Source organism: Hymenobacter crusticola, from assembly GCF_002154225.1.
In the GTDB taxonomy this organism is placed as follows: Bacteria; Bacteroidota; Bacteroidia; order Cytophagales; family Hymenobacteraceae; genus Hymenobacter; species Hymenobacter crusticola.
In genome coordinates, this window is record NZ_MTSE01000032.1 from 1 (window position 1) to 19,207 (window position 19,207).

General features: G+C 49.0%; 12 protein-coding genes. 10 read left to right on the top strand and 2 right to left on the bottom strand.

Going from position 1 to position 19,207, the window contains the following annotated elements:
• Positions 1-1,226 precede the first annotated feature (1,226 nt).
• Together BXP70_RS26165 and BXP70_RS26170 are read left to right on the top strand one after the other, a co-directional pair.
• Positions 1,227-2,258, top strand: a complete 1,032-nt coding sequence (locus BXP70_RS26165; protein ID WP_086597085.1) for a tyrosine-type recombinase/integrase — start codon at positions 1,227-1,229, stop codon at positions 2,256-2,258.
• A gap of 20 nt (positions 2,259-2,278) precedes the next feature.
• A complete protein-coding gene (locus BXP70_RS26170) occupies positions 2,279-4,483 on the top strand; it encodes a tyrosine-type recombinase/integrase (protein ID WP_086597086.1) in 2,205 nt (734 codons plus the stop codon).
• Positions 4,484-4,688: 205 nt separating this feature from the next.
• On the opposite strand, the gene BXP70_RS26175 is transcribed toward BXP70_RS26170, so the two are convergent.
• A complete protein-coding gene (locus BXP70_RS26175; protein ID WP_086597087.1) occupies positions 4,689-5,369 on the bottom strand; it encodes a recombinase family protein in 681 nt (226 codons plus the stop codon).
• Positions 5,370-5,463: 94 nt separating this feature from the next.
• On the opposite strand from BXP70_RS26175, the gene BXP70_RS26180 reads away from it, so the two are divergent.
• The 4 genes from BXP70_RS26180 to darG all read left to right on the top strand — a co-directional run bounded on the left by BXP70_RS26180 (position 5,464) and on the right by darG (position 13,323).
• Positions 5,464-6,108: a recombinase family protein gene (locus BXP70_RS26180; protein ID WP_086597088.1), complete on the top strand. Its 645-nt coding sequence runs from the start codon at positions 5,464-5,466 to the stop codon at positions 6,106-6,108.
• Positions 6,109-6,459: 351 nt separating this feature from the next.
• Positions 6,460-11,079 (top strand): NACHT domain-containing protein, encoded by a 4,620-nt coding sequence (locus BXP70_RS26185; protein ID WP_086597089.1) that lies wholly within the window; start codon positions 6,460-6,462, stop codon positions 11,077-11,079.
• A gap of 563 nt (positions 11,080-11,642) precedes the next feature.
• Positions 11,643-12,275, top strand: coding sequence for a type II toxin-antitoxin system toxin DNA ADP-ribosyl transferase DarT (gene darT / locus BXP70_RS26190; protein ID WP_086597090.1), 633 nt, complete (start codon positions 11,643-11,645; stop codon positions 12,273-12,275).
• A gap of 16 nt (positions 12,276-12,291) precedes the next feature.
• Positions 12,292-13,323 (top strand): type II toxin-antitoxin system antitoxin DNA ADP-ribosyl glycohydrolase DarG, encoded by a 1,032-nt coding sequence (gene darG / locus BXP70_RS26195; protein WP_086597091.1) that lies wholly within the window; start codon positions 12,292-12,294, stop codon positions 13,321-13,323.
• A gap of 714 nt (positions 13,324-14,037) precedes the next feature.
• Here the strand turns inward: darG and BXP70_RS26200 are convergent.
• Complete coding sequence (locus BXP70_RS26200) at positions 14,038-14,313, bottom strand: hypothetical protein (RefSeq protein ID WP_086597092.1); 276 nt, start codon at positions 14,311-14,313, stop codon at positions 14,038-14,040.
• 336 nt (positions 14,314-14,649) lie between these two features.
• On the opposite strand from BXP70_RS26200, the gene BXP70_RS26205 reads away from it, so the two are divergent.
• The 4 genes from BXP70_RS26205 (at position 14,650) to BXP70_RS30080 (ending at position 18,966) form a co-directional block, all read left to right on the top strand.
• Entirely contained in the window at positions 14,650-15,681 is a 1,032-nt protein-coding gene (locus tag BXP70_RS26205; RefSeq protein WP_086597107.1) for a cyclic nucleotide-binding domain-containing protein, read from the top strand.
• A 154-nt stretch (positions 15,682-15,835) separates the two neighbouring features.
• Positions 15,836-17,926, top strand: coding sequence for a PAS domain-containing hybrid sensor histidine kinase/response regulator (locus tag BXP70_RS26210; RefSeq protein ID WP_179197853.1), 2,091 nt, complete (start codon positions 15,836-15,838; stop codon positions 17,924-17,926).
• A 272-nt stretch (positions 17,927-18,198) separates the two neighbouring features.
• Positions 18,199-18,501, top strand: coding sequence for a hypothetical protein (locus BXP70_RS26215; protein ID WP_143436701.1), 303 nt, complete (start codon positions 18,199-18,201; stop codon positions 18,499-18,501).
• 297 nt (positions 18,502-18,798) lie between these two features.
• A complete protein-coding gene (locus BXP70_RS30080; protein WP_179197854.1) occupies positions 18,799-18,966 on the top strand; it encodes a hypothetical protein in 168 nt (55 codons plus the stop codon).
• Positions 18,967-19,207 lie beyond the last annotated feature (241 nt).

Consider the following 19,207-nt stretch of genomic DNA (forward strand, 5'->3'; position numbering starts at 1 on the left):
CATTACACACTCTACGTAGAGTGTGTAATGTACATTAGTATTTAGTTAAATAAGTAGCTGAAAAACAAGTAATTGACATGAAAAAAATTGTGATATTGTCAAGTTGTACACATTCTGTTTATTATAGCATGAAATCATTTAAAAGTATAAAATGCGTTAGTTTGGTGTGGCGGAAGTAAAAATGTACTATTCGCAGCCTAAAAATTTTACTCTACCGCTCGGGATCCCTTCTCATACATTCTATTAGGTACTCAAATGTATAGTAGCCTAAAAGTGGCTTTTAGTAGTTTAGGGCACAATTCAAAGGGTCTTAACCTGCGGTAAGTGCAGCAGTAAAGACGCAACAAAGCACTTATGCACGGCCAGTCGCCACCAAGCTGTATTTGCGCCGACAGTTCCAAACAGAGTTGTCCAGTACGCACAAACCAGGCATCCCTTGCTTGAACTTGTCTCTCAGCGGGCGAGTGCCCGGCTCACGGGCGTGGCGCGCATGACCGTGGCTAAGGTTAGCAAAAATATAGTGCGCACGCCTGCGCGCTTTTCTAGCGCGTAAAAGAGTTGGATTAGGATGAAATGGGGACGTTTGTGGAGCTGAAAGCAGCAGAAAATCTAGTTCTGGCTAGCCGTGGCATGCGTCGGCTTGTAACCTAGGTGCTAGCGGGCTGGTGATAAGCCACGGCGAAACGCTTATAATGGGCGTTGCTGACACACCATTGCACAGTTACCTAGTATTACGCGGACGAATGGTAGACCTACCAAGGTTTACAGGCCATGTACCAGTGTGCATAAAATTCTTCACTGGTGAGCATTACCGCCGATACATGCCCTGCTAAAACTATTTAGCCATAATGATTTTATTATTGTCCATTAAGCTCGCAACTCAATAATTCAAAACTGCTGCCTAGATATCAATAGGAGGATTGTCAAATTCATGCAAAAATAAATATCCGATTATAAATATTCACTCACTGAGCGAAATGTCACCTACTTTGGCTATCTGTCGGTGGTAAAAGCATAAAATCGTTTTAGCAGTTCTGCATTAAGTACTTAATCAAACAACAGTAGGTTATCTATATAAAATTCAGTGCAAATGATTTATTACACTGTTCCCATGATACAACAATAAAAGGGTATTTTTTACCTATCTAATTATTTTATTGTAATAAATTTGTGTTATATAAATTATTTATTGCTACATTTTCACCGTAAATCTATAAAATATAAGCATGATCATAAAGGTAAGAAAGGGCTTGAAGACAAGAAAGGACTTAAAGACAAGCAAGGACTTAAAAGAGCGTTTTAAGTTTCTAGCGAAGTATTCTTTCGCGTTAAGATGGCTAACAGCGTTACTTGACGATGAGCAAGCTCAAAACACTATCAAAAGACATGTATATGCGTTACAAGATTATTTGCGTTTTTGTCAAAAAAATAATATAGAACACGAAAGTGTGACATCCGAACATATCGCACTTTACATGAAAAGCCTTGCTAATCGTCGCATTATACGCCATGGAAAAATTAAATATGGCTATTGTGAAAGCAGCAAGGTTCAAGTAAGAAATTCATTAAGATCTTACTATGATTTTCTCGGAGAAACTATCCGCGATAAACCCAACCCAGTACGCAAACGTGAATCCAAGAGAAAAGGATCACGAAGAGCACAACGGGGAGAAACAAATGATTCCAAGGCGGTGTGGATTCCAAGCGAAGAAGAATGGTTTGCTATGGCTGACGTGATGGATCAGCAATCATTACGCAATAGGATAATGTTTGCGCTGAGCTATGATGGAGCCTTGCGCCGAGCAGAGCTATGCTCATTGCGTGTACAGGATATAGATATGACTATGCAGCAGGTGCGTATCAGACAAAAGAAATCTAAAACGCAACGTGAAAGAAGAGTAAGCTTTACTGCTTATACAAAAGAACGACTGGAAGAGTACTTAAAAGTTCGTTGTAAGGCAAAAACAAGAAGCAAAGCCTTATTTCTATCAGAATCACGCCGAAATAAAGCGCAAAAGATAACATATTGGACGTGGACAATGGCCTTTAGAAAGGCAGCTAGACAAGCAGGTTTACCCTGCTTTACGCCTCATACGCTGCGTCATATGCGGTTAACGTACCTAGCGAAACAAGGCGTTGTTCGTGAGGATATCTCTAATCATGCTGGCCATCAAGACCCGGAAACTACAAACCGATATATTCATTTAAGTTCAGATGAGGGATTCGCTCAAATGATTCGCTTTTTCGGCTCATTGTAAAATATGTAACAGCCACAGTTATGACGATGCAAGCAGTAACATGGAAATGGAATTCGAGTTTACTTCAATTTCAGCGTGATAAAGCATTAAGTTCGAGAGAAAAGACTTCGCTCGCTAAGTGGATTGAATATCCCCCGACCGAACCTTTAAGACGCGTAGCCGCTCGTGGTTTTGATTTGCAGGGTTTAGAACGTTTAGTGCATCCTATTAAAAATGCGTTCAGTTTTTATAATTATAATGATCCGGGAGAGAAGTATTCATTTGCCTGTTGTGCCTTGTTAATCAAGGAAATGCACGAGAGACAAACTTCTTTCTGGAGTTGGTCAAAAGAGATTTGGCTTGAAATTGTGTGCACAGATCAAGCTGAATTCACCCGTCGATACGGTAAGTTCCAGGCGGAACGTGGCGTAAGCAGTATGCAATTGAGACCATATATTATAGCCTTGGTTTATCTGCTAGGAGAAATTCCAATTCATCATTTAGCTTCTAATTGTCAATCGGCGATTGTTGTAGCTGCAAGACGGATTTTTGGTGATGATGAAATAGAAAATGCTATCATAAAAATAAGAGCTGAGTTAAAGCGTGTTGGTAAGACAGAAGAGAATATATCAGGGATACGGACTTGCATTTGCATGGCTCTGCTACTTAATCGTCAGCCGACCTTAGAGCAACTGACTCCGTCCATACTGAAACAAGTATCTATAAAATCATTGGAATTTAAACGCTTAAAATATGCTTGTGATCTTGTTTTACAGGCTCTTTACAATTTAAAAATACCTTCCTTTGAGGGGAGTATTCAGCAAGATACGCCTGTCGAAAGAGCCAGAGTAGATGACACCGTTTCAGCAAATTGGATTTTATTGATTGAACAGTATATCGAGCAGTCTGATGCTCTGGCCACAACTAAAGCTCAATATAGAGGCCACCTTGAGAAGGCAGCACGTTGGGCTGCCAGTACGTATCCCGCCACCGCTGAGCCACATCAGTGGACACCCCAAATGGCAAGATCATTTAGAAATGAGGTGATAAACATGCGTAGTGGTCAGTGGGGAAATCCTAATCGTTCGCGTGCGAAAAATTTTGGAAAACCATTAAAACCAGCCTCGCAACTCGCAATAGTTAATACTATTGGCCATTTCTTAGCATTTTGTCAAGATAATATTTATATTAATCAAAAATTTAATTTTAATAACTCACTCGAGTTGCCAAAGCATATACTGAGATTAATTGAGACAGATCCACGTGTTATACAAAAAGAAATTTGGGAAAAACTAGTTACTGCCGCAGCATCATTAACTGAGCAAGACCTGCTTGGTTTTAAAGATTACCCAGGAGGTGGAAAACAAGGAAGGCGCAAAAAAATGATAAGTTATCCGTTATCAATGGTACGTGCATTAGCAGATTTGTGGGTACATAGCGGTATGCGAAGTGATGAAATCAGACGTTTGGAAGTAGGTTGCGTACGACTTATTTCTGCAGAATTCAAAGAAAAAAATGACAGTCTACCGGTTCCAGTTTGCATGATATGCGTTCCAGATAATAAATCGGGCGCATCATTTGAGAAACCGGTTCATTCCATCTACAAAAATGTTATAATATGGCAAAAATACAGGCCTTCGACGGACAAACAGGAAGACTACTTGTCTAAAAGATTAGTAAATTATCTGTTCTCTTATAATGGGAGGCTAATAAGTAAAGGTTATTTGAATAAGGTACTTATTCCCTTGTTATGTCGCAAAGCAGGTGTTAGTGAGTATGACTTTAAAGGCCGTATAACAAGTCATCGGGCAAGAGCAACTGTTGCTACAGAATTGTATGAGAGGGGAATGAATCTCCTTGAAATTAGTAAATGGTTAGGTCATAAGTCTTTACAATCTACTATGAGCTATGTAAAAATTGGAGCCAGAAATTTGACTGACGCTCTCATTAGGGCAAGCCATAAACCTGTTTTCAACAGAAATGATGAAATAATAATAGAAAGAATTTTGTCAAATCTTCAGATCAAACCTCTGCTAGTAGAATCTCCTAAGGTAATCGTTGAAAGTGGTAATACTACATCCTTGAGAAATTTGAAATTCTGTGTTAAAAAGCCAGCTTGTGTATATAAATCAATTGCTCATAATGCTTTGCTGAGGGCGCAAAAAAACAGATTAATTTCGGAGGATAGACGGCAAATAATAGACCTGACAATAGCAGTGCTTGCACTATTCGATACGTTTGACTAAAGCTAGCACTATGCTAAATTATACAATATTTATTTTAAAAACTCATAAACAAATACTATAAAATGGCTTTACAGTGACTATATAAATTGCAAAGCTGATTGGGAATTCGGTAACTATTGATATAATATGTTTGAAAATATATGAGTATAAGTCACAACCAAGAAAAATTGCTTTTGAGAATAGCTATTCCCTTTTTGTTTATTGCTCACTTAGCATTTGCAGGTAACAGCCGTAATACACTGGTAGCCTGAAACTTATTCCCTCTTCGAGTTCGATAGCCAGAAGCGTTGAGCTTATCCGCAATTTGCCAGAGCGTGTGCCCAGTATCCCGCAGCAGCTCCGCGAGCTGTGCCGCCTGCTGATTGGACGGATGCTGGTGGGCGTTGCGCTGCATGGCCGCCTGTCCTTGGGCAATGACCGCCGCGGTAAAGTTCTGCGGCGAGCCTAGTTCCGCCCCGCGGGCTTTCTTAGCCGCCAAAGCATCCTTCGTCCGCTTAGAGGTGGTTTCGCGCTCATGCTGAGTAATGACAGCGAACAAGCCTACCGTGAGCGTATTGGCGTCGGGCATGTCGCAGCAGACGAAGTCGACGCCCGAGTCGCGCAGGGCGAAGATAAAGCCGGCGTTGCGCGAGAGCCGGTCGAGCTTGGCGATGAGTAGCGTGCTGCCGGTGCGTCGCGCCTCGGCAATGGCCGCCAGGAGTTGGGGCCGCTGGTTCTTCTTGCCACTCTCCACTTCGACAAACTCCGTCAGCAACTGCCTAGGATCAACCACAAAAGCGCGCACGGCGGCTTGTTGGGCCTCGAGGCCCAAACCTGACTGTCCCTGCTTCTGGGTGGAAACTCTGTAATAAGGAGTATAAAACTTAATCATGGAAGCGAGAGCCATGGAGTACAAAAGTCTAAACTACCGGCAAGGTATATATTTTACATACTGTAAACGCTCGTTTGGAAAATGTTATAAGCTGTACCTTGCGGGCTCTATGAATACCCGCTACGTGCCCTACTACCGCGTTTCCACCCTGCGCCAAGGCCAATCCGGCCTGGGCCTCGAAGCCCAGCAAGCCGCCGTACAGGCCTTCGTGCCAAGTCCTGCCCAGCTGCTGCCCGCCTTCACGGAAGTAGAAAGTGGCAGCAAAAACCAGCGGCCCCAACTCGCCGCCGCCCGGGAGCAGGGGGGTACGCTGCTCATCGCCAAGCTCGACCGACTCAGCCGCAACGCGGGCTTTATCTTAACCTTGCGCGACTCGGGCGTCAGCTTCGTGTGCTGCGACATGCCGGATGCCAATACCCTTACCGTGGGGCTATTTGCCGTGATTGCCCAGCATGAGCGCGAGCTGATTTCCAAGCGCACCAAAGATGCCTTGGCCGCCAAGAAGGCACGCGGCGCCGTGCTGGGCACGCCAGCCAACATGACGAATGCCGCCACCGAGAAAGGCTTGCTGGTCCGGCAACAGAATGCCCGCGACTATCAGCCCAGCAAGCAGGCCGCGCGCTTAGCGGGCTTGCTGCACGCGCAAGGCTACACTCTCTATCAGATCGCGGAAGAGTTAAACATGGCCGGCTATCGCACCCGCCGCGGTCAACTCTTCTTGCCCATGACCGTGCACCGATTACTGAAGCGCTAAGGGCTCGCTTGCCTCCCCACTTAGCTTAGTGTACTTCTTGCTAAAGGGCTGATTTACATGCTAAGCCCTTCGGCAGCGTTTTATCAAAAAGGACAGCTCGAAAACCGGCTCAAAAAGGGTGATTCCAATCAAGCGGGTGTGCCAAAGTTATCAAAAAGCATTTTCTTACTGATAAGGAAGCAGTGAGTCGTTATCAATCACCAATAAATCAAGTGGCATGGTCCATTTGAAACCAAATAGCAATAAAGAATACTCCTCATTCTCTGAAGTTGAAAAGAGGGCGCTACAAAGCTCTCATCTCTAGTATTCTTAGCACGTAACTAGGTACGATAACATTCACCTACCAACAATATGTCTCGAAAAGGAGGCTCAGCAAATCTCTCAGGTGTTCAATACCAGCAGTTATATACTGCTTCCCGCTTTGCTCACGCAATTGTAACGGATGAGGTAGCTACACTGAGGCCAGAAGAACATAAGTATTTGCTTCCGAGACCAGCTATTGGTGATTCCTCATCAAAATCACCTCAACCGAGTGCGATAGATGATCTAGTTATTTATTATAAGGACGCTTCCGTTGAGTATGTGAGTCTAAAGTATCGGGATGGGAAGGGAAGTTGGGATGCAGCAGAACTTCGAGATCGTCATATCCTAGCGGATTTCTTCAATCAATATCAATTTGATAATGATGCCACCCTACTATTAGTATCCCAAACACCAATTGATAGAGATCTAGAGGACTGTATAGAGCGCGCTCATTCCAGCGATTTGGCCACGCTTGCAGCGGATATGGGGCATGGTCCCATGAAGGCTTTCGAAATTATCGCTACTTATTTAAAAGAAACGTTCAAAGCATCTCTTGATGATACTATACGGTTTTTACAGCGAGTATCGCTCCGGGTAGAATCGGCTTATTTAATCGAGGAAAACCTCATGCTTCGGCTCCAACCTCGAGTGGAGGATGTAGAAGCCGTTAAAAATAGCTTGATAGTATTAGCTCTCCAAGCCGGTGCTGGCCAACGAACACTAACTCCTGAAGCTATTCGTCAAGAGCTACTTCGCCAAGGTCATCCGCTCGTAGTTTCTCCTAATCAAGCAGCAGTACTCGAGCAACTTCACCAGACCAGTTCCTCACTCGCTAACGAGCCTGCTACCATTGGGCAATTACCTCCTCACCACATTGTTCGGCCAGAAGTTACTCAACTCGTAGACTGGATATTATCTCCGCTGTTACCACTAGATGAGCCTCAGCTGACAAGTGCAAAGCAGAAAAGCAAAATCCTGATTGGTGGCGCCGGTGTAGGTAAAACGGTGTTATTGCGCGATGTCTACTTCGCACTGCGGGAGCACCATCTTCCCGTGTTAGGTCTTAAGGCTGATCGAGTAAAAGGGAATACCAAAGGCGAATTGCTGACTCAGATTCAGGCAGCCGGCTTGCATTATCCACTATTGCAGGCACTGGCTTCTGTCGCCTCAGTTGAACGCCCAGCAGTGGTGTTAATCGATCAACTCGACGCACTATCCTTGTGCTTATCAGCCGATCCTCGCCCTTTAAGAAGTTATACAGAATTGCTTAATGAGTTATACAAGCTATCACACGTTCGACTTGTTCTCTCTTGCCGAACATTCGATCTAACCTATGATCCTGACTTAGCACCCTTTCAACAGGCACAACGGGTAGAACTCTCCCCTCTCAGTTACGCTCAAGTAAAAGAAACACTGCAAGCAACTGCCGTCCACAAAGATTTTTCAAGTCTTTCTCCTGCCTTGCTAGACTTACTTCGCGTGCCTTTACATCTAGCACTTTACTGCGCATTGGATGATGAAGCGCGTTTTGGGGCATCTATCACGAGCGTACAAGAGTTATATCATCTTCTCTTCGATCACTATTTAGTGAGTCGTAAACGGCTGCCCATTACGATTGAGACTACTCGAGTCAAACACTATTTAACTCAGTTGGCAGAAGCAATGTACACGGCTCAAACCTTAACGCTGCCAGCATTTCGTTACCAAGAACAGGACAAAGAAGTATGCGATTACCTGTGCAGTCGTGGGGTACTGGCTCTCACCAGCCAACGTCCACAACAACTCAGCTTCTTCCACCAGACCTTCTTTGAATACCTCTTTGCTCGTCAGTTTGTCCTCTCCGATCAGTCGTTGGACAACTTCGTACTAGCTTCTAACCAAGGGCTATTTCAGCGCTCGTTGATCCAACAAGTGTTGCTCTATTTACGCAACGAAAATCCGATCAGCTATGCAACGGCACTTGAGCAACTACTTACCTCGCCACACTGTCGGTTTCATATTAAGCTATTGCTGCTCCAGCATGTCGCTTCGCAGCTCTCGCCAACAGTGAGCGAGCGAGAGTTGGTTGCTCACCTGATCCTACCAGATAAAGTCCTGCAATTGCCTTTTATCGAGGCTGCACGTACCAAGGAGTGGGTAACATGGTTAGCTGCCTCTCCAGTATTTGAAGCATTAGTACCTACATTGACAGTGCTGAACGAAGCGCATATCGGCAGAGCCTTATTTTGGAATCTAGTTAATCAGATGCCTGCAGTAGCTCTCCAGCATATTAGCTCATTTCCAGTTAGTCCACATCGAAGTGAGTGGATCATCTGGTTATTGGGAAGTCTGAAGCAGTTCAATATACCACTGTTTATTCCTCTTTTTGATGCAACCTTTGTTCGCCCTTTATCAGCGGCGCAGCAATTTCGATTCTGGCACATACTAGTAGATGCAACTGAATCCTTACCAGACTGGACGGCTACTAAGGTGTATCAAGAATTAGCCCTTTGGCCTACTCCACACGGCCATAATGCTCACCAAGATGACCACATTCAAGCGGAGATAGTAGAAAAATTATATGAAACAGCGCCAGCCGTAGGAGTAAAACTCAGTAATAAGCTGCTACGCACATGGATTAAACAAGAAAACCGTTACCGGGAATTTGCGAAATGGGATCAATCCAGAAAATACCTTCTATTTCCCCAGCCATTCTTCTTAGAACGGAGATACAGGGAAAGTGATACACCGCATAATGCGCCAGAGGCAATCTGCCATTACCTGCGGAAGCATATACTTGATCCAACACAATGGCAAGCGGAGCCCTACAGGCAACTAATAAGAAAGTGGGCGAATAGTCGCACGAAAGTATTGGTAGAACTTGCGTTGATTGCTATTAGTACGCACCCCACAGACTTCAGGGAGGATGCTATCAAGCTTTTCACAAAACTAGGCTGGTTTACGACTGTTGCCTATACATACCTTGGCTATTTAACCTCCCAAATACTACCTGCTATATGGGATAGTGCTACATATGAGCAACGTATGGCTTTAGCAGCTACCCTAAGCAGTCGCTCAGTTTTAGTGGATGAAGAGGTTTATGAGCACTCCGGACGTAGAATACGACGTAATAATTTTGGCAAAGCTGTTCTACCTTATCTAGTTGCTTTGACGCCTGCTCGGCTGATAAGCTTTCCCGCACTTTTGCAATTAAGTCAACAGCTACAGCGCCGCTGGACAAAGGTGCCTCTTTATAAACCTAGTGCCAGGGAAAAAGTCACTCAGGTGAGTGATCCTTCCCCTGCTTTGTCGTGGAAGGTGGAGGTATTAGGCTCTAGTAATTGGTTACAAGCCTTACGCAAGTACCGTAAGAAAGAAGATCGCTTCTGGGAGGAAGCAGGAACGTATAAGGGTCTTTGTCGACACCTAGCAGAGCTGGTGAAAGCAAATCCAGTGGGTTATGTCCCTTTGTTAAAATACCTAATTGAACATCAAGACGAAAGCGTTCCTCGGCTGCTATCGGCATTGAATGAAGTATCTCCTGAAGTAGCATCCCCTTTGATTGAACAAGCCCACCAACGGCATCTGCTTACGGGCGAAGCCGTTCAGAACTTGCGCCGTACAGCCATAGCTAAAATAACAGGCAAGAAACCAGAAGTTGACCCGGATGAGATCCGGAAGAACCTCACTGTTATCCGAGCCAATTTAGATTCTTCTACCACTGTATCTGGTGATGGAATAACGTTGCTGATGGCTGGCCTCAACTCTAAAGGTGGCAATGCAGCTTATCATATACTTAGTGAAACAATACCTGCTAGCGTCCTGCCAGAAGTTCTAGCTACGTTACAATTAGTAGCGGCGGAAGGGTCTCGCTATGTTCGAGCAGGAGCCGTGCACTACTTAGCTATGTTATTGAATGCTAAGGTATCTCCTCAACAAACCCTCAGTTTGCTCTCAGATCTAGTCGGCACTGACTACGCCTTATTCGAACCCGGGTTGTGGTCCCTACAATACTTAATTTGGCGCGATTACGAAGCCGTATTGGCGCTTCTTAAACAAGCTATGTCCTGCCCGCAGGCGTATAAACCAATCACACAACTTCTGACAGTAGCATGGGGGCATCAACAACCTGGCGCCCGAGAGTTGCTGAATACCTTATGGGAGGTTGATCCTGAACTCCGTGCAACTTCTTTGGAATTGCTTATGGATGGGTATGAACACGGGAACTGGCCAGATAAGCATATTTTCTATGAAGGATTTACACTCTTCCTTACTCCTGCACCTGGTGAAAAGCTCCGACGCGCCTATGATTCTACCTTTATCCATCTTCCAGCCGAAGACTTTAATCTTATCTTCCCATTAATAGGATCCTATTTGGAAGTATGTGCCACGGAATTCGATCGAGATCATTTTCTAATAGAGTATTTGGCGAAGAGTGTCCATAATTATCCAGCTCAGTGCGTAGAAGTACTACAGGTGCTCTTCAACCAGATTCCAGTTGACCAAACGTATTGGCCTGCGAAAAAAGGCTTAGAAATACTTATTGAAGCCTATACGAGCTTGTCACATCAAGGAATGAATAATCAGGGAAGTAAGAAAGCGTTAGACTTGTTTGATCATCTTCTAAGCCGCCCAGATTGTCGAAACGACTTGGGAGAAGTATTAAATCAAGTACAAACAGTTAAATAAGACGAACTAATAGAAATTTATATCTTCTTAAGTACAAGGATAAGCAGCGAGTTATAGATACCTATCAACGCTAATGGCTACTTCTGATTACATAATTTTGATAGATCATCATTATTATGAAGTAAACTTGAGGTGGTCTAATTGCGCGGAATAGTTTAGGTTGTTGTTAAAAAAGTTAATGAGCATTATAAAGTAGTTAATAGGCAATGCAGGAATGTAGCCGTTGGTGAGTGTAGCAGTCAAAGTCGTCCGTAATGCTGACCTGAGCACCGGCTAAGTTGATAAATATGGGCCACTCGCGAGTTTCCGGCTCTCAACTTGGGCATTATTGTAGCATCCCCCACCTCGATTCTACGAGCGCAGCGTTAGAGGTACTGCCGCAGTGCTGACTACCTCGATCCGAGTGCACGAGTAAGCCAACTACGGGCTGCTGACTCAGCAGACTTGTCAATCTCGTTGTGCTTCTTGTTCACGGATTGTAAAATCACGCTTATGTAGCATGTACGAGTATCTGCCAGAGCTTTATTAGTTATAATAGTAGCTTTCTTAATCCAGGGCAGTTCATGCTTCAGCCGATTCCCACTCGCATCTACCGGATAACCCACCTCGATAATCTCCTGACTACATTGCAGTATGGTTTGTTTTGTCGCAACCACTCTGCCCCACCAGTCACTAATTACCGTAATATTGGCGACGCTGACCTGACCAGCCGCCGGGGAAACCGAGTGGTACCCGTTCCCCCAGGTGGCGTCCTAAACGACTACGTGCCGTTTTACTTGGGCCCACGTGGCCCTATGTTGTTTCGCATCAGCAAACACAGCCCCCAAGCCGACATTATATACCTTGTCAGCCATGTCCAACACCTTCAGCAATTGGATATACCCTTTGTTTTTACGGCCGGTCACGCTTACGACATACTTACCACCGACGACCAATATTATACCGACCCTGCCGACCTTGCATCATTGGAATGGGCTGATATTTATGCAAAACCGATGTGGAAATCAACTATTCAGAACCCTCATCTTCAACGACATAAACAAGCTGAATTATTGGTACACAACTTTGTGCCTGTGAATGCTTTGGTTGGAATTGGTGTTTTCACTGAGCATATTCGCACCCAGGTTGAGCAAATGGTTTATCAGGCTGGCTTAATACTGCCCGTGGCTGTAGTCAAAGATTGGTACTACGAATAAGCTCATTCCCATCCTCATGTTACTGAAAGCAGAAGGAAATTTGTTGCAAGCATCCGTCGATGCCCTTATCAACACCGTCAATACGGAGGGGGTAATGGGGAAAGGCATTGCCTTGCAGTTCAAGGAGGCCTTCGACCTCAACTACCGTCTCTACCGCCAAGCTTGTAAGGAACAGCGTGTCCGCGTAGGCGAAATGTTCGTCACCGAAACCCACGAGCTGGTTAGTCCGCGCTTCATTATCAACTTTCCCACCAAGCGGCACTGGAAGGAACGCTCCCGTATCGAGTACATCACTGAAGGCCTCGCAGACCTGAAGCGTGTCATGGCGGAGCATGGCATCACCTCGGTAGCCATGCCACCCCTGGGCTGCGGCAATGGGGGGCTAAATTGGAACCAGGTGCGGCCCATCATCGAGCAGTCCCTTGCCGAGGTTACGATTCCCATCTACCTCTACGAGCCTTCCGATACGGTTTCCAAGCGGGAACGCCAACCCACCGCCGACGCCCAAAAGCTGACTCCTTCCCGCGCTATGCTGCTGGCCGCTATGCGGGCTTATTCATCGCTCGGCTACAGTCTCAGCCTGATTGAAGTGCAGAAGCTGGCTTACTTTCTCCAGCGTCTGGGCGAGCCTCTCAAGCTGAAGTTCGAGAAGGCCCAATATGGCCCCTTTGCCCATAACCTTAGCTTCGTGCTCCAGCGTATGGATGGTGCCTACCTGCGCGGGATGGCCTACAAGGAAGCCAAGCCCTTTGCGGAACTGACGCTGATGGAAGAGAAATTCCCAGAGATTGATGCCTATATGGCGCAACATCTCACCAACCAGCAGAAGGAGCAAGTAGCCCATCTTACTCAACTCATCGAAGGCTTCGAGTCGCCCCTCGGTATGGAACTGCTGGCCACCGTTGATTACCTACTTGATGCCCGCGAAGCACACGATGTGCCCTCGCTGGTGCAGGCTGTCGGAGCCTGGAACGACCGCAAAGGCAAAGTGCTGACCCCAGAATATATCGGCTTAGCCTTCGAGCGGCTTTCGCTCGAAGGCGTATAGCCTGCCTCGTCATATCTGCATTTGCCTAACTGAGCCAGCTAGGGGAGCATTGGTCTCGTCTTCACTTTTTCAGGACAACACAGGCTCTCTTGGTAGATGCGTGCACTTAGCTTGGTCAGGGATCTAAGTGGAATTCCGGGTGCTGGTCACGAATGAATATGCGGGCATAGTCGATCTTCAATCTTTAGAGTACAACTTTCTCATCGAGTAGAGGCGAAGCTTATACTCGGAGCACTGAACAAGTTTTTTAAACTGTTTTCGGGTGGTTTTACGCCTTCCTAATGCCCCTGTTTAGGCAGGATGAGTTGTACAATTAAAGGAGGACAACCATTCTACATCCTGAATAACAGCAGTGCTCGCGCCAGATCTGAACGTCGAAGCGAGCGGTTGGATGACACGTATCTAGGTGCTAGTACACAGAAAAGCCCTCGCCAAGTAGCGAGGGCTTTTCTGTGTACTAGCACCTAGATACGTGTTAAAAGCTGCCTCAATCCGTCTTGCAGATCGAAGTAGCGGGTTAGAGGCGCCTTTTTTGCGGGTACTCGTTGGCCAAAGCCAACAGCCCATGCGCATAGGGCGCGGCATGTTCTAGGTGATAGGCCGCTCGGCAGGCAACCCCTCGGGGGCGGGCTCACCTGCCGGCGCTCACTCGTGGCAGGAGTCCGGCTCGCCGCTCTACTGCCCGACCCCTAAAAGTTGGGCAAGACCCTTTTGCTAGCTAACCGCAGGTACAGCAAGCGACTCGGTCACCTCCAGAACGACGCACTTCTTTAAGGCAATGCCTAGGGTTTGACAAATCGCCTGGGTATCCGCAAGCGCTTGTGCCGGACTTTTCGTGAGATGCGCTACGACATTGACTGGCAAGGACAAGATCATCTCTTTCTCCGTCGTCTCTAGAACGTGTGTATAGCCGTAGTCAGGACCCATCAGGGTGTGGCGGACTTTGCCGGGCATGGAGTCGGTGTCAAAAGCAAGTAGCGTGTGTTTCATCTGATTTGAATAAGGTTAGTTATTGAACAAGTTGGGGTCCTCTAGCGGGAGGACAAAGCGCTAGAGGTTATGCAAGCCGTTGGTTCACCATCGCTTTTTGCGCCTGCTGGCGGTAGCCGCTACCGCCCCAGCAGTAAGGAGGCCTTGCCCTTATCTCGGGTGGTGAATGCGGCACAAACTTCCGGAATATAGCCGTTTTGCACTATGATTAGCGTCACAATTGGTCTTGATTTTGATCAAGCGCTTAGTGATGAAAATCAACTCGGCTTCTACCCGTTTCCTGGACTACTAAAAAATGATGGATTTGGCAGACAACTACTCCCTTCTTTTAAGGTGATGCAGCTTCTCCTACTGCACCCGCACGAGGAGCAGCGCCGCGCCATCACGTCTTTATTGTGCTTAGCTGGGTACGAGGTGGTCTCTTTCGGCGAGGGATATCCCGGCATGGAATCCGCTAAGCACCGCCAACCGGCTTTGGTCCTATGCGCCACGGAGTTGCCCGACGTGGATGGCTATGGCGTCTTGCATTTGTTTCGGTGTACGGCTTCCCTGGCCGCGACGCCCTTCATTCTCCTGGGTCCGACGGCGACGTGGACCGCTATGCGGCGGGCCATGGAAGCCGGCGCCGATGATTATCTCTGCCTGCCAGTCGTTGCAGGGGAACTCCTGCAAGCAATCGTGGGGCGTCTCACCCGCTTTCACCGGCTGGCGGCCGAACCGACGGCCACCGGGCATGCGGCGGTGTCCGTCGGGGGATCCTTAGCTTCGCTGGTCACGGATCGTACGCCGCATCTGGTGACGCGTCGGCACAGTATCTATCGGGAGGGAGACGAACCCAAACGATTGTATTTCATCCAATCAGGTCGTATTAAAACAAGTAAGACCACTTCTTTTGGCAAAGAGCTCATTACTAGCTTTTATCAACCCGGCGAGTTCTTCGGCTATAAGGCCCTGCTCGAACAGGCGTGCTACCATGAGTCCGCCGTCGCGATAGAGGATTGTGTGCTGTTCTACATCCCGGCCGCTGACTTTTTACAACGGGTGCGCTTGCCCGAGGTAAGCCAGCAATTCATTCGCCTGCTAGCAGGTCGCAAACGCGCCCGCGAGCAGCAATTGCTGGATATGGCCTACCAGCCCCTGCGTCGCCGCGTCGCCAACGCCCTGTTAGGGCTGCACCACCAAGGGGGAGCCGATGAGGCAACCTCCTGTATTCGCGTGTCGCGCGAAGATCTCGCTGCTGTGGTTGGCATCGCGCCCGAGTCGTTGAGCCGAACCTTGAGTGAGTTTCGGCAGGATGGCCTGCTAGCAATTTCCTCGCAGGGGATCCGCTTGTTGCAACCCGAGTATCTGCGGCAAGCCGACTGGTAATCCGGATACTGCCTTGGCTGTAGGTAAGTAGGCTATGGAACGGCCAACTGCTTTCTGCGCAAGATCCTGGCTGATCTTGGTACGTTTTCTGAAGTCTTTTCTATTTTACTCAAGACCAGTCACCTACAGCATTACGCGCCTGCCTTCCAAGCCTATGGATACCCCTTTACCCAACGCGGACCCGGCGAGTTGGGCGACACGCTTCGCCGTGGAACAAACCCGACGGGCGCACGCGGAAGCGGCGCTCACCGCCGCGGAAGCCACCAGTAGGGTGCTCGAACAACAACTCGCCGCCGCGACGCGCCAAACGCACCAACTCGCTGAGCAAAAACGCTTCTTCGAAACGATTCTGGCGCACTTACCCAAAGCAGTCGCCGTGCTCGACGCGGACTTTCGCTACGTGTTCATCAACCCGGCGGCAGAACCGGATCCGGTTATTCGGCAGTGGCTAGTAGGCAAAACCAACCTGCAGGCCTGTCAGCGGCGGCACTATCCGGCCCACATCGCCCAGCAGCGGCAACGCGCCTTTAACGAGGCGCGCCAGCAGCAGCGGGAAGTAACGTGGGAAGAGACCCTATCGCAGGGCTCACAACCACGGCAGTGGCTTCGTCGCTTCCGGCCCGTGCTGCATCCGGATGGCGCCCTGCAGTTCATGATTCACTCGGGCCTGGATATCACCGCGCGTCACGCCGCCGAGCAGCGCCAGCGCCAGAGCGAGGCGCTCATGCGCGAGCAGCAAGCCTTCACGCGCTTAGTCATGGATACGCTGCCCAATAAGGTGTATGTAGCGGCCGTGGACGGCACGGTTTCCTTTGCCAACGCCGCCTATGCCGCCGCACGGCAGGAAGCGGTTCCTGCGTCAGGCAGCGAAACCCATGGGAGCGAAGTCCCAGAACCATTCCGGGACGTTGCGGCCTGGGACCAGCAAGTACGGGCTACCCAGCAACCCTTCCAGGTGGAACAGACCTTGGCTGTACTGCCCGCAGGTACGCGTTACTTGCAAGTGGACAAGCGGCCGCTGGTGCGGGGGAACGGGGCGGTAGAAGTGCTAACCATCGAAACCGATATCACCGCGCTGAAAGTAGCTCAGCAGGCGGCGGAAGCAAATGCCTGCGCCAAGGAAGTGTTCCTTTCCCGCATGAGCCACGAAATCCGGACGCCCCTGAACGGGGTGCTCGGCATGGCAACGCTGCTGGCGAAAACGGAACTAACTTCCGCCCAGCACGAATACCTGCATACCATGCAGCGGGCTGGGCAGCACTTGGTGGCGCTGGTCAATGACGTGCTGGACATGGCCAAGATTACCACGCAGCCTCTATCATTCGAAGAGAAGCCCTTCGACGTAGCCTTTACCTTACAGGGAGCCCAACAGCTGATGGCGGCGCTGGCCGAGGAGAAAGGACTTCCCCTGCTCCTAACCGCCGCGCCGGTAGCCGATTCGCACGTGCTGGGGGATGCGTACCGCTTGCACCAGGTGCTGTTGAACTTGCTCAGCAATGCCATCAAGTTCACCGAGCAGGGCCACCTCGAATTGGGGATGGACGTGGTTGAAGATACGCGCTCGACGCTCACGCTACGCTTCTGGGTAACGGACACCGGGATTGGCATTGCGCCGCCGCACCAGCAAGCGATTTTCGAGGCGTTCACGCAGGTGAGCTCCGCACAGGATCGCCTGCGCGGGGGGGGGGTAGGCCTCGGGTTAGCGATCAGCCAGCAGGTGGTGCGTCAGATGGGGGGGGAACTGGAAGTACGCAGCGCCTTGGAGCAGGGCAGCACCTTTTTCTTTACGTTGTCCTTTCCCCGTGCCACGGTCGCGCCCGTACCGCCCGTGGCGGAACAGATCACCTACCCGGAACTGCGCGGCCTGCGCGTGCTGCTGGCGGAAGACAACCTGGTCAATCAATGGCTGGCGACCGTCATGTTGGAACACTGGGGCGTCCAGGTGGACGCCGTAGACAATGGCCCCCAGGCCCTGGCCCGCTTGCAGGAACAGGCGTATGACGTCGCCATTTTAGACATTCAGATGCCCGGCTTAACGGGGCTGGAAGTAACCCGGGCGATTCGCCAGCATGCCGTCGCGGCCCGCGCCCAGGTTCCGATCTTGGCCTTAACCGCCAATGCCTTTCAAGCTGATCGGGAAAGCTATCTGGCCGCTGGCATGAGTGCATGTCTGACCAAACCCTTTGTCGAAGCTGAGCTGTGCCGGTTGTTAGGACAACTCAGGCGCGTCCCACCTGCTACTTAGTGGGAGGTAGCTCTGGTCTTTACCAGGTAGCGTTCGGCGCTGCGGGCATTCGCGAAAGCCGCCGTACTGGTACGCGCCGTCGGCGGTTAGGGAACCCGATGGGCAAGCCATCTGGCCGGCAGCTCAAGTGCTCCGCCACCTGGAAGGGGGTATTCTCGCCGCACGACCCGAAGCCACGTAACAAGGCATAGTGCAAATTTACTAGTAGACATGCCTACGTATAAATAAAAATAGTACTATATTTACCTGCATTTTCTTTAATGCCTCTTCCTATGTTGACCGCCCTCCGCTCTACTAAAGCTTATCATTGTCATACCCTTGAACAGCACTTGCAACAACTGCTGCCCACAGCAGCGGCCGTTGAAATAGCGTTGGCGGCGGTAGAACAGGCCGTTGCCGTTACGCAGCTGCCCTACCAGGATATAGCGGAGCCCTACCTGCACCTAGTGCGTAGTGGTTGGGTAGGTGGGCCAGGCCAATTGCTGCAATTACTAGCCTTAGCGCAGCAGCTTAACATGCCTTTTTTCGCGTTCGTGGATCGGCTGCGCGCCGCACGTAGCGGTTCTGCTGCTTAAAGGTAGGTTCCTAAGGGAGCGGAGCTTAGAACAGGAGCACAGACAGCGCTTAGGGGACAGCACTATCTGCAAAACCGCTACGACAGTACTACGATTCGCCTAGTGCGATCGGCGAGGCGACAGTAGATGCCCATCGACTATCCAGCGCCAGGAGGGCCGCTACTGACCGAAGCACAGGCGTTCAAGCAACTGCAGTATCCCACCGGTACGTCCTACAACCAGCCCTTGTGGACTTTGAAAGCGGTCAATGGGCGCGTCCTCTACTCCCTAGCAATTGCTAACTGAGGCGAAGATAGGGTGCACTGTGGCCTCTTTATCGAAAACGTTACGCTGCTCCCCCCAACGATTCCGCTACGCCGGGGCAATTGGAACCTGACCCGGCAAGAGCGCGCCGATGCCGAGCGCTGGTTTGAACAAGATATCTTGGTGAAGTTGAAGCCCCTATCCAGCGCTATCCCGCCGTAAGCAATCCTTGACCACCATAACGTTTTCTAATTTAAGGATTGTTAGGCGTTACAGGACTAATCGCCAACAATTTCAAAACCCACCTCAAATTACGTCTTAACTCTATACGGCATAGCTCGACCACCTCAATATTCAAGAAAGAGTAGAGAACAAGTAATAAGCGTACCTCTTTAGTGGAAGAATCATCACACGCTAGCGGCTGGGAAAAAGGCGGACAGCAACCACGAATAGCCCCTGCCCA

What these genes read in the sequence shown, in the direction of transcription:
- BXP70_RS26165 (WP_086597085.1), top strand. Translation starts at nt 1,227, where the DNA reads ATGATCATAAAGGTAAGAAAGGGCTTGAAGACAAGAAAGGACTTAAAG.
- BXP70_RS26170 (WP_086597086.1), top strand. Translation starts at nt 2,279, where the DNA reads ATGACGATGCAAGCAGTAACATGGAAATGGAATTCGAGTTTACTTCAA.
- BXP70_RS26175 (WP_086597087.1), bottom strand. Translation starts at nt 5,369, where the DNA reads ATGGCTCTCGCTTCCATGATTAAGTTTTATACTCCTTATTACAGAGTT.
- BXP70_RS26180 (WP_086597088.1), top strand. Translation starts at nt 5,464, where the DNA reads ATGAATACCCGCTACGTGCCCTACTACCGCGTTTCCACCCTGCGCCAA.
- BXP70_RS26185 (WP_086597089.1), top strand. Translation starts at nt 6,460, where the DNA reads ATGTCTCGAAAAGGAGGCTCAGCAAATCTCTCAGGTGTTCAATACCAG.
- darT (WP_086597090.1), top strand. Translation starts at nt 11,643, where the DNA reads ATGCTTCAGCCGATTCCCACTCGCATCTACCGGATAACCCACCTCGAT.
- darG (WP_086597091.1), top strand. Translation starts at nt 12,292, where the DNA reads ATGTTACTGAAAGCAGAAGGAAATTTGTTGCAAGCATCCGTCGATGCC.
- BXP70_RS26200 (WP_086597092.1), bottom strand. Translation starts at nt 14,313, where the DNA reads ATGAAACACACGCTACTTGCTTTTGACACCGACTCCATGCCCGGCAAA.
- BXP70_RS26205 (WP_086597107.1), top strand. Translation starts at nt 14,650, where the DNA reads ATGCAGCTTCTCCTACTGCACCCGCACGAGGAGCAGCGCCGCGCCATC.
- BXP70_RS26210 (WP_179197853.1), top strand. Translation starts at nt 15,836, where the DNA reads ATGGATACCCCTTTACCCAACGCGGACCCGGCGAGTTGGGCGACACGC.
- BXP70_RS26215 (WP_143436701.1), top strand. Translation starts at nt 18,199, where the DNA reads ATGTTGACCGCCCTCCGCTCTACTAAAGCTTATCATTGTCATACCCTT.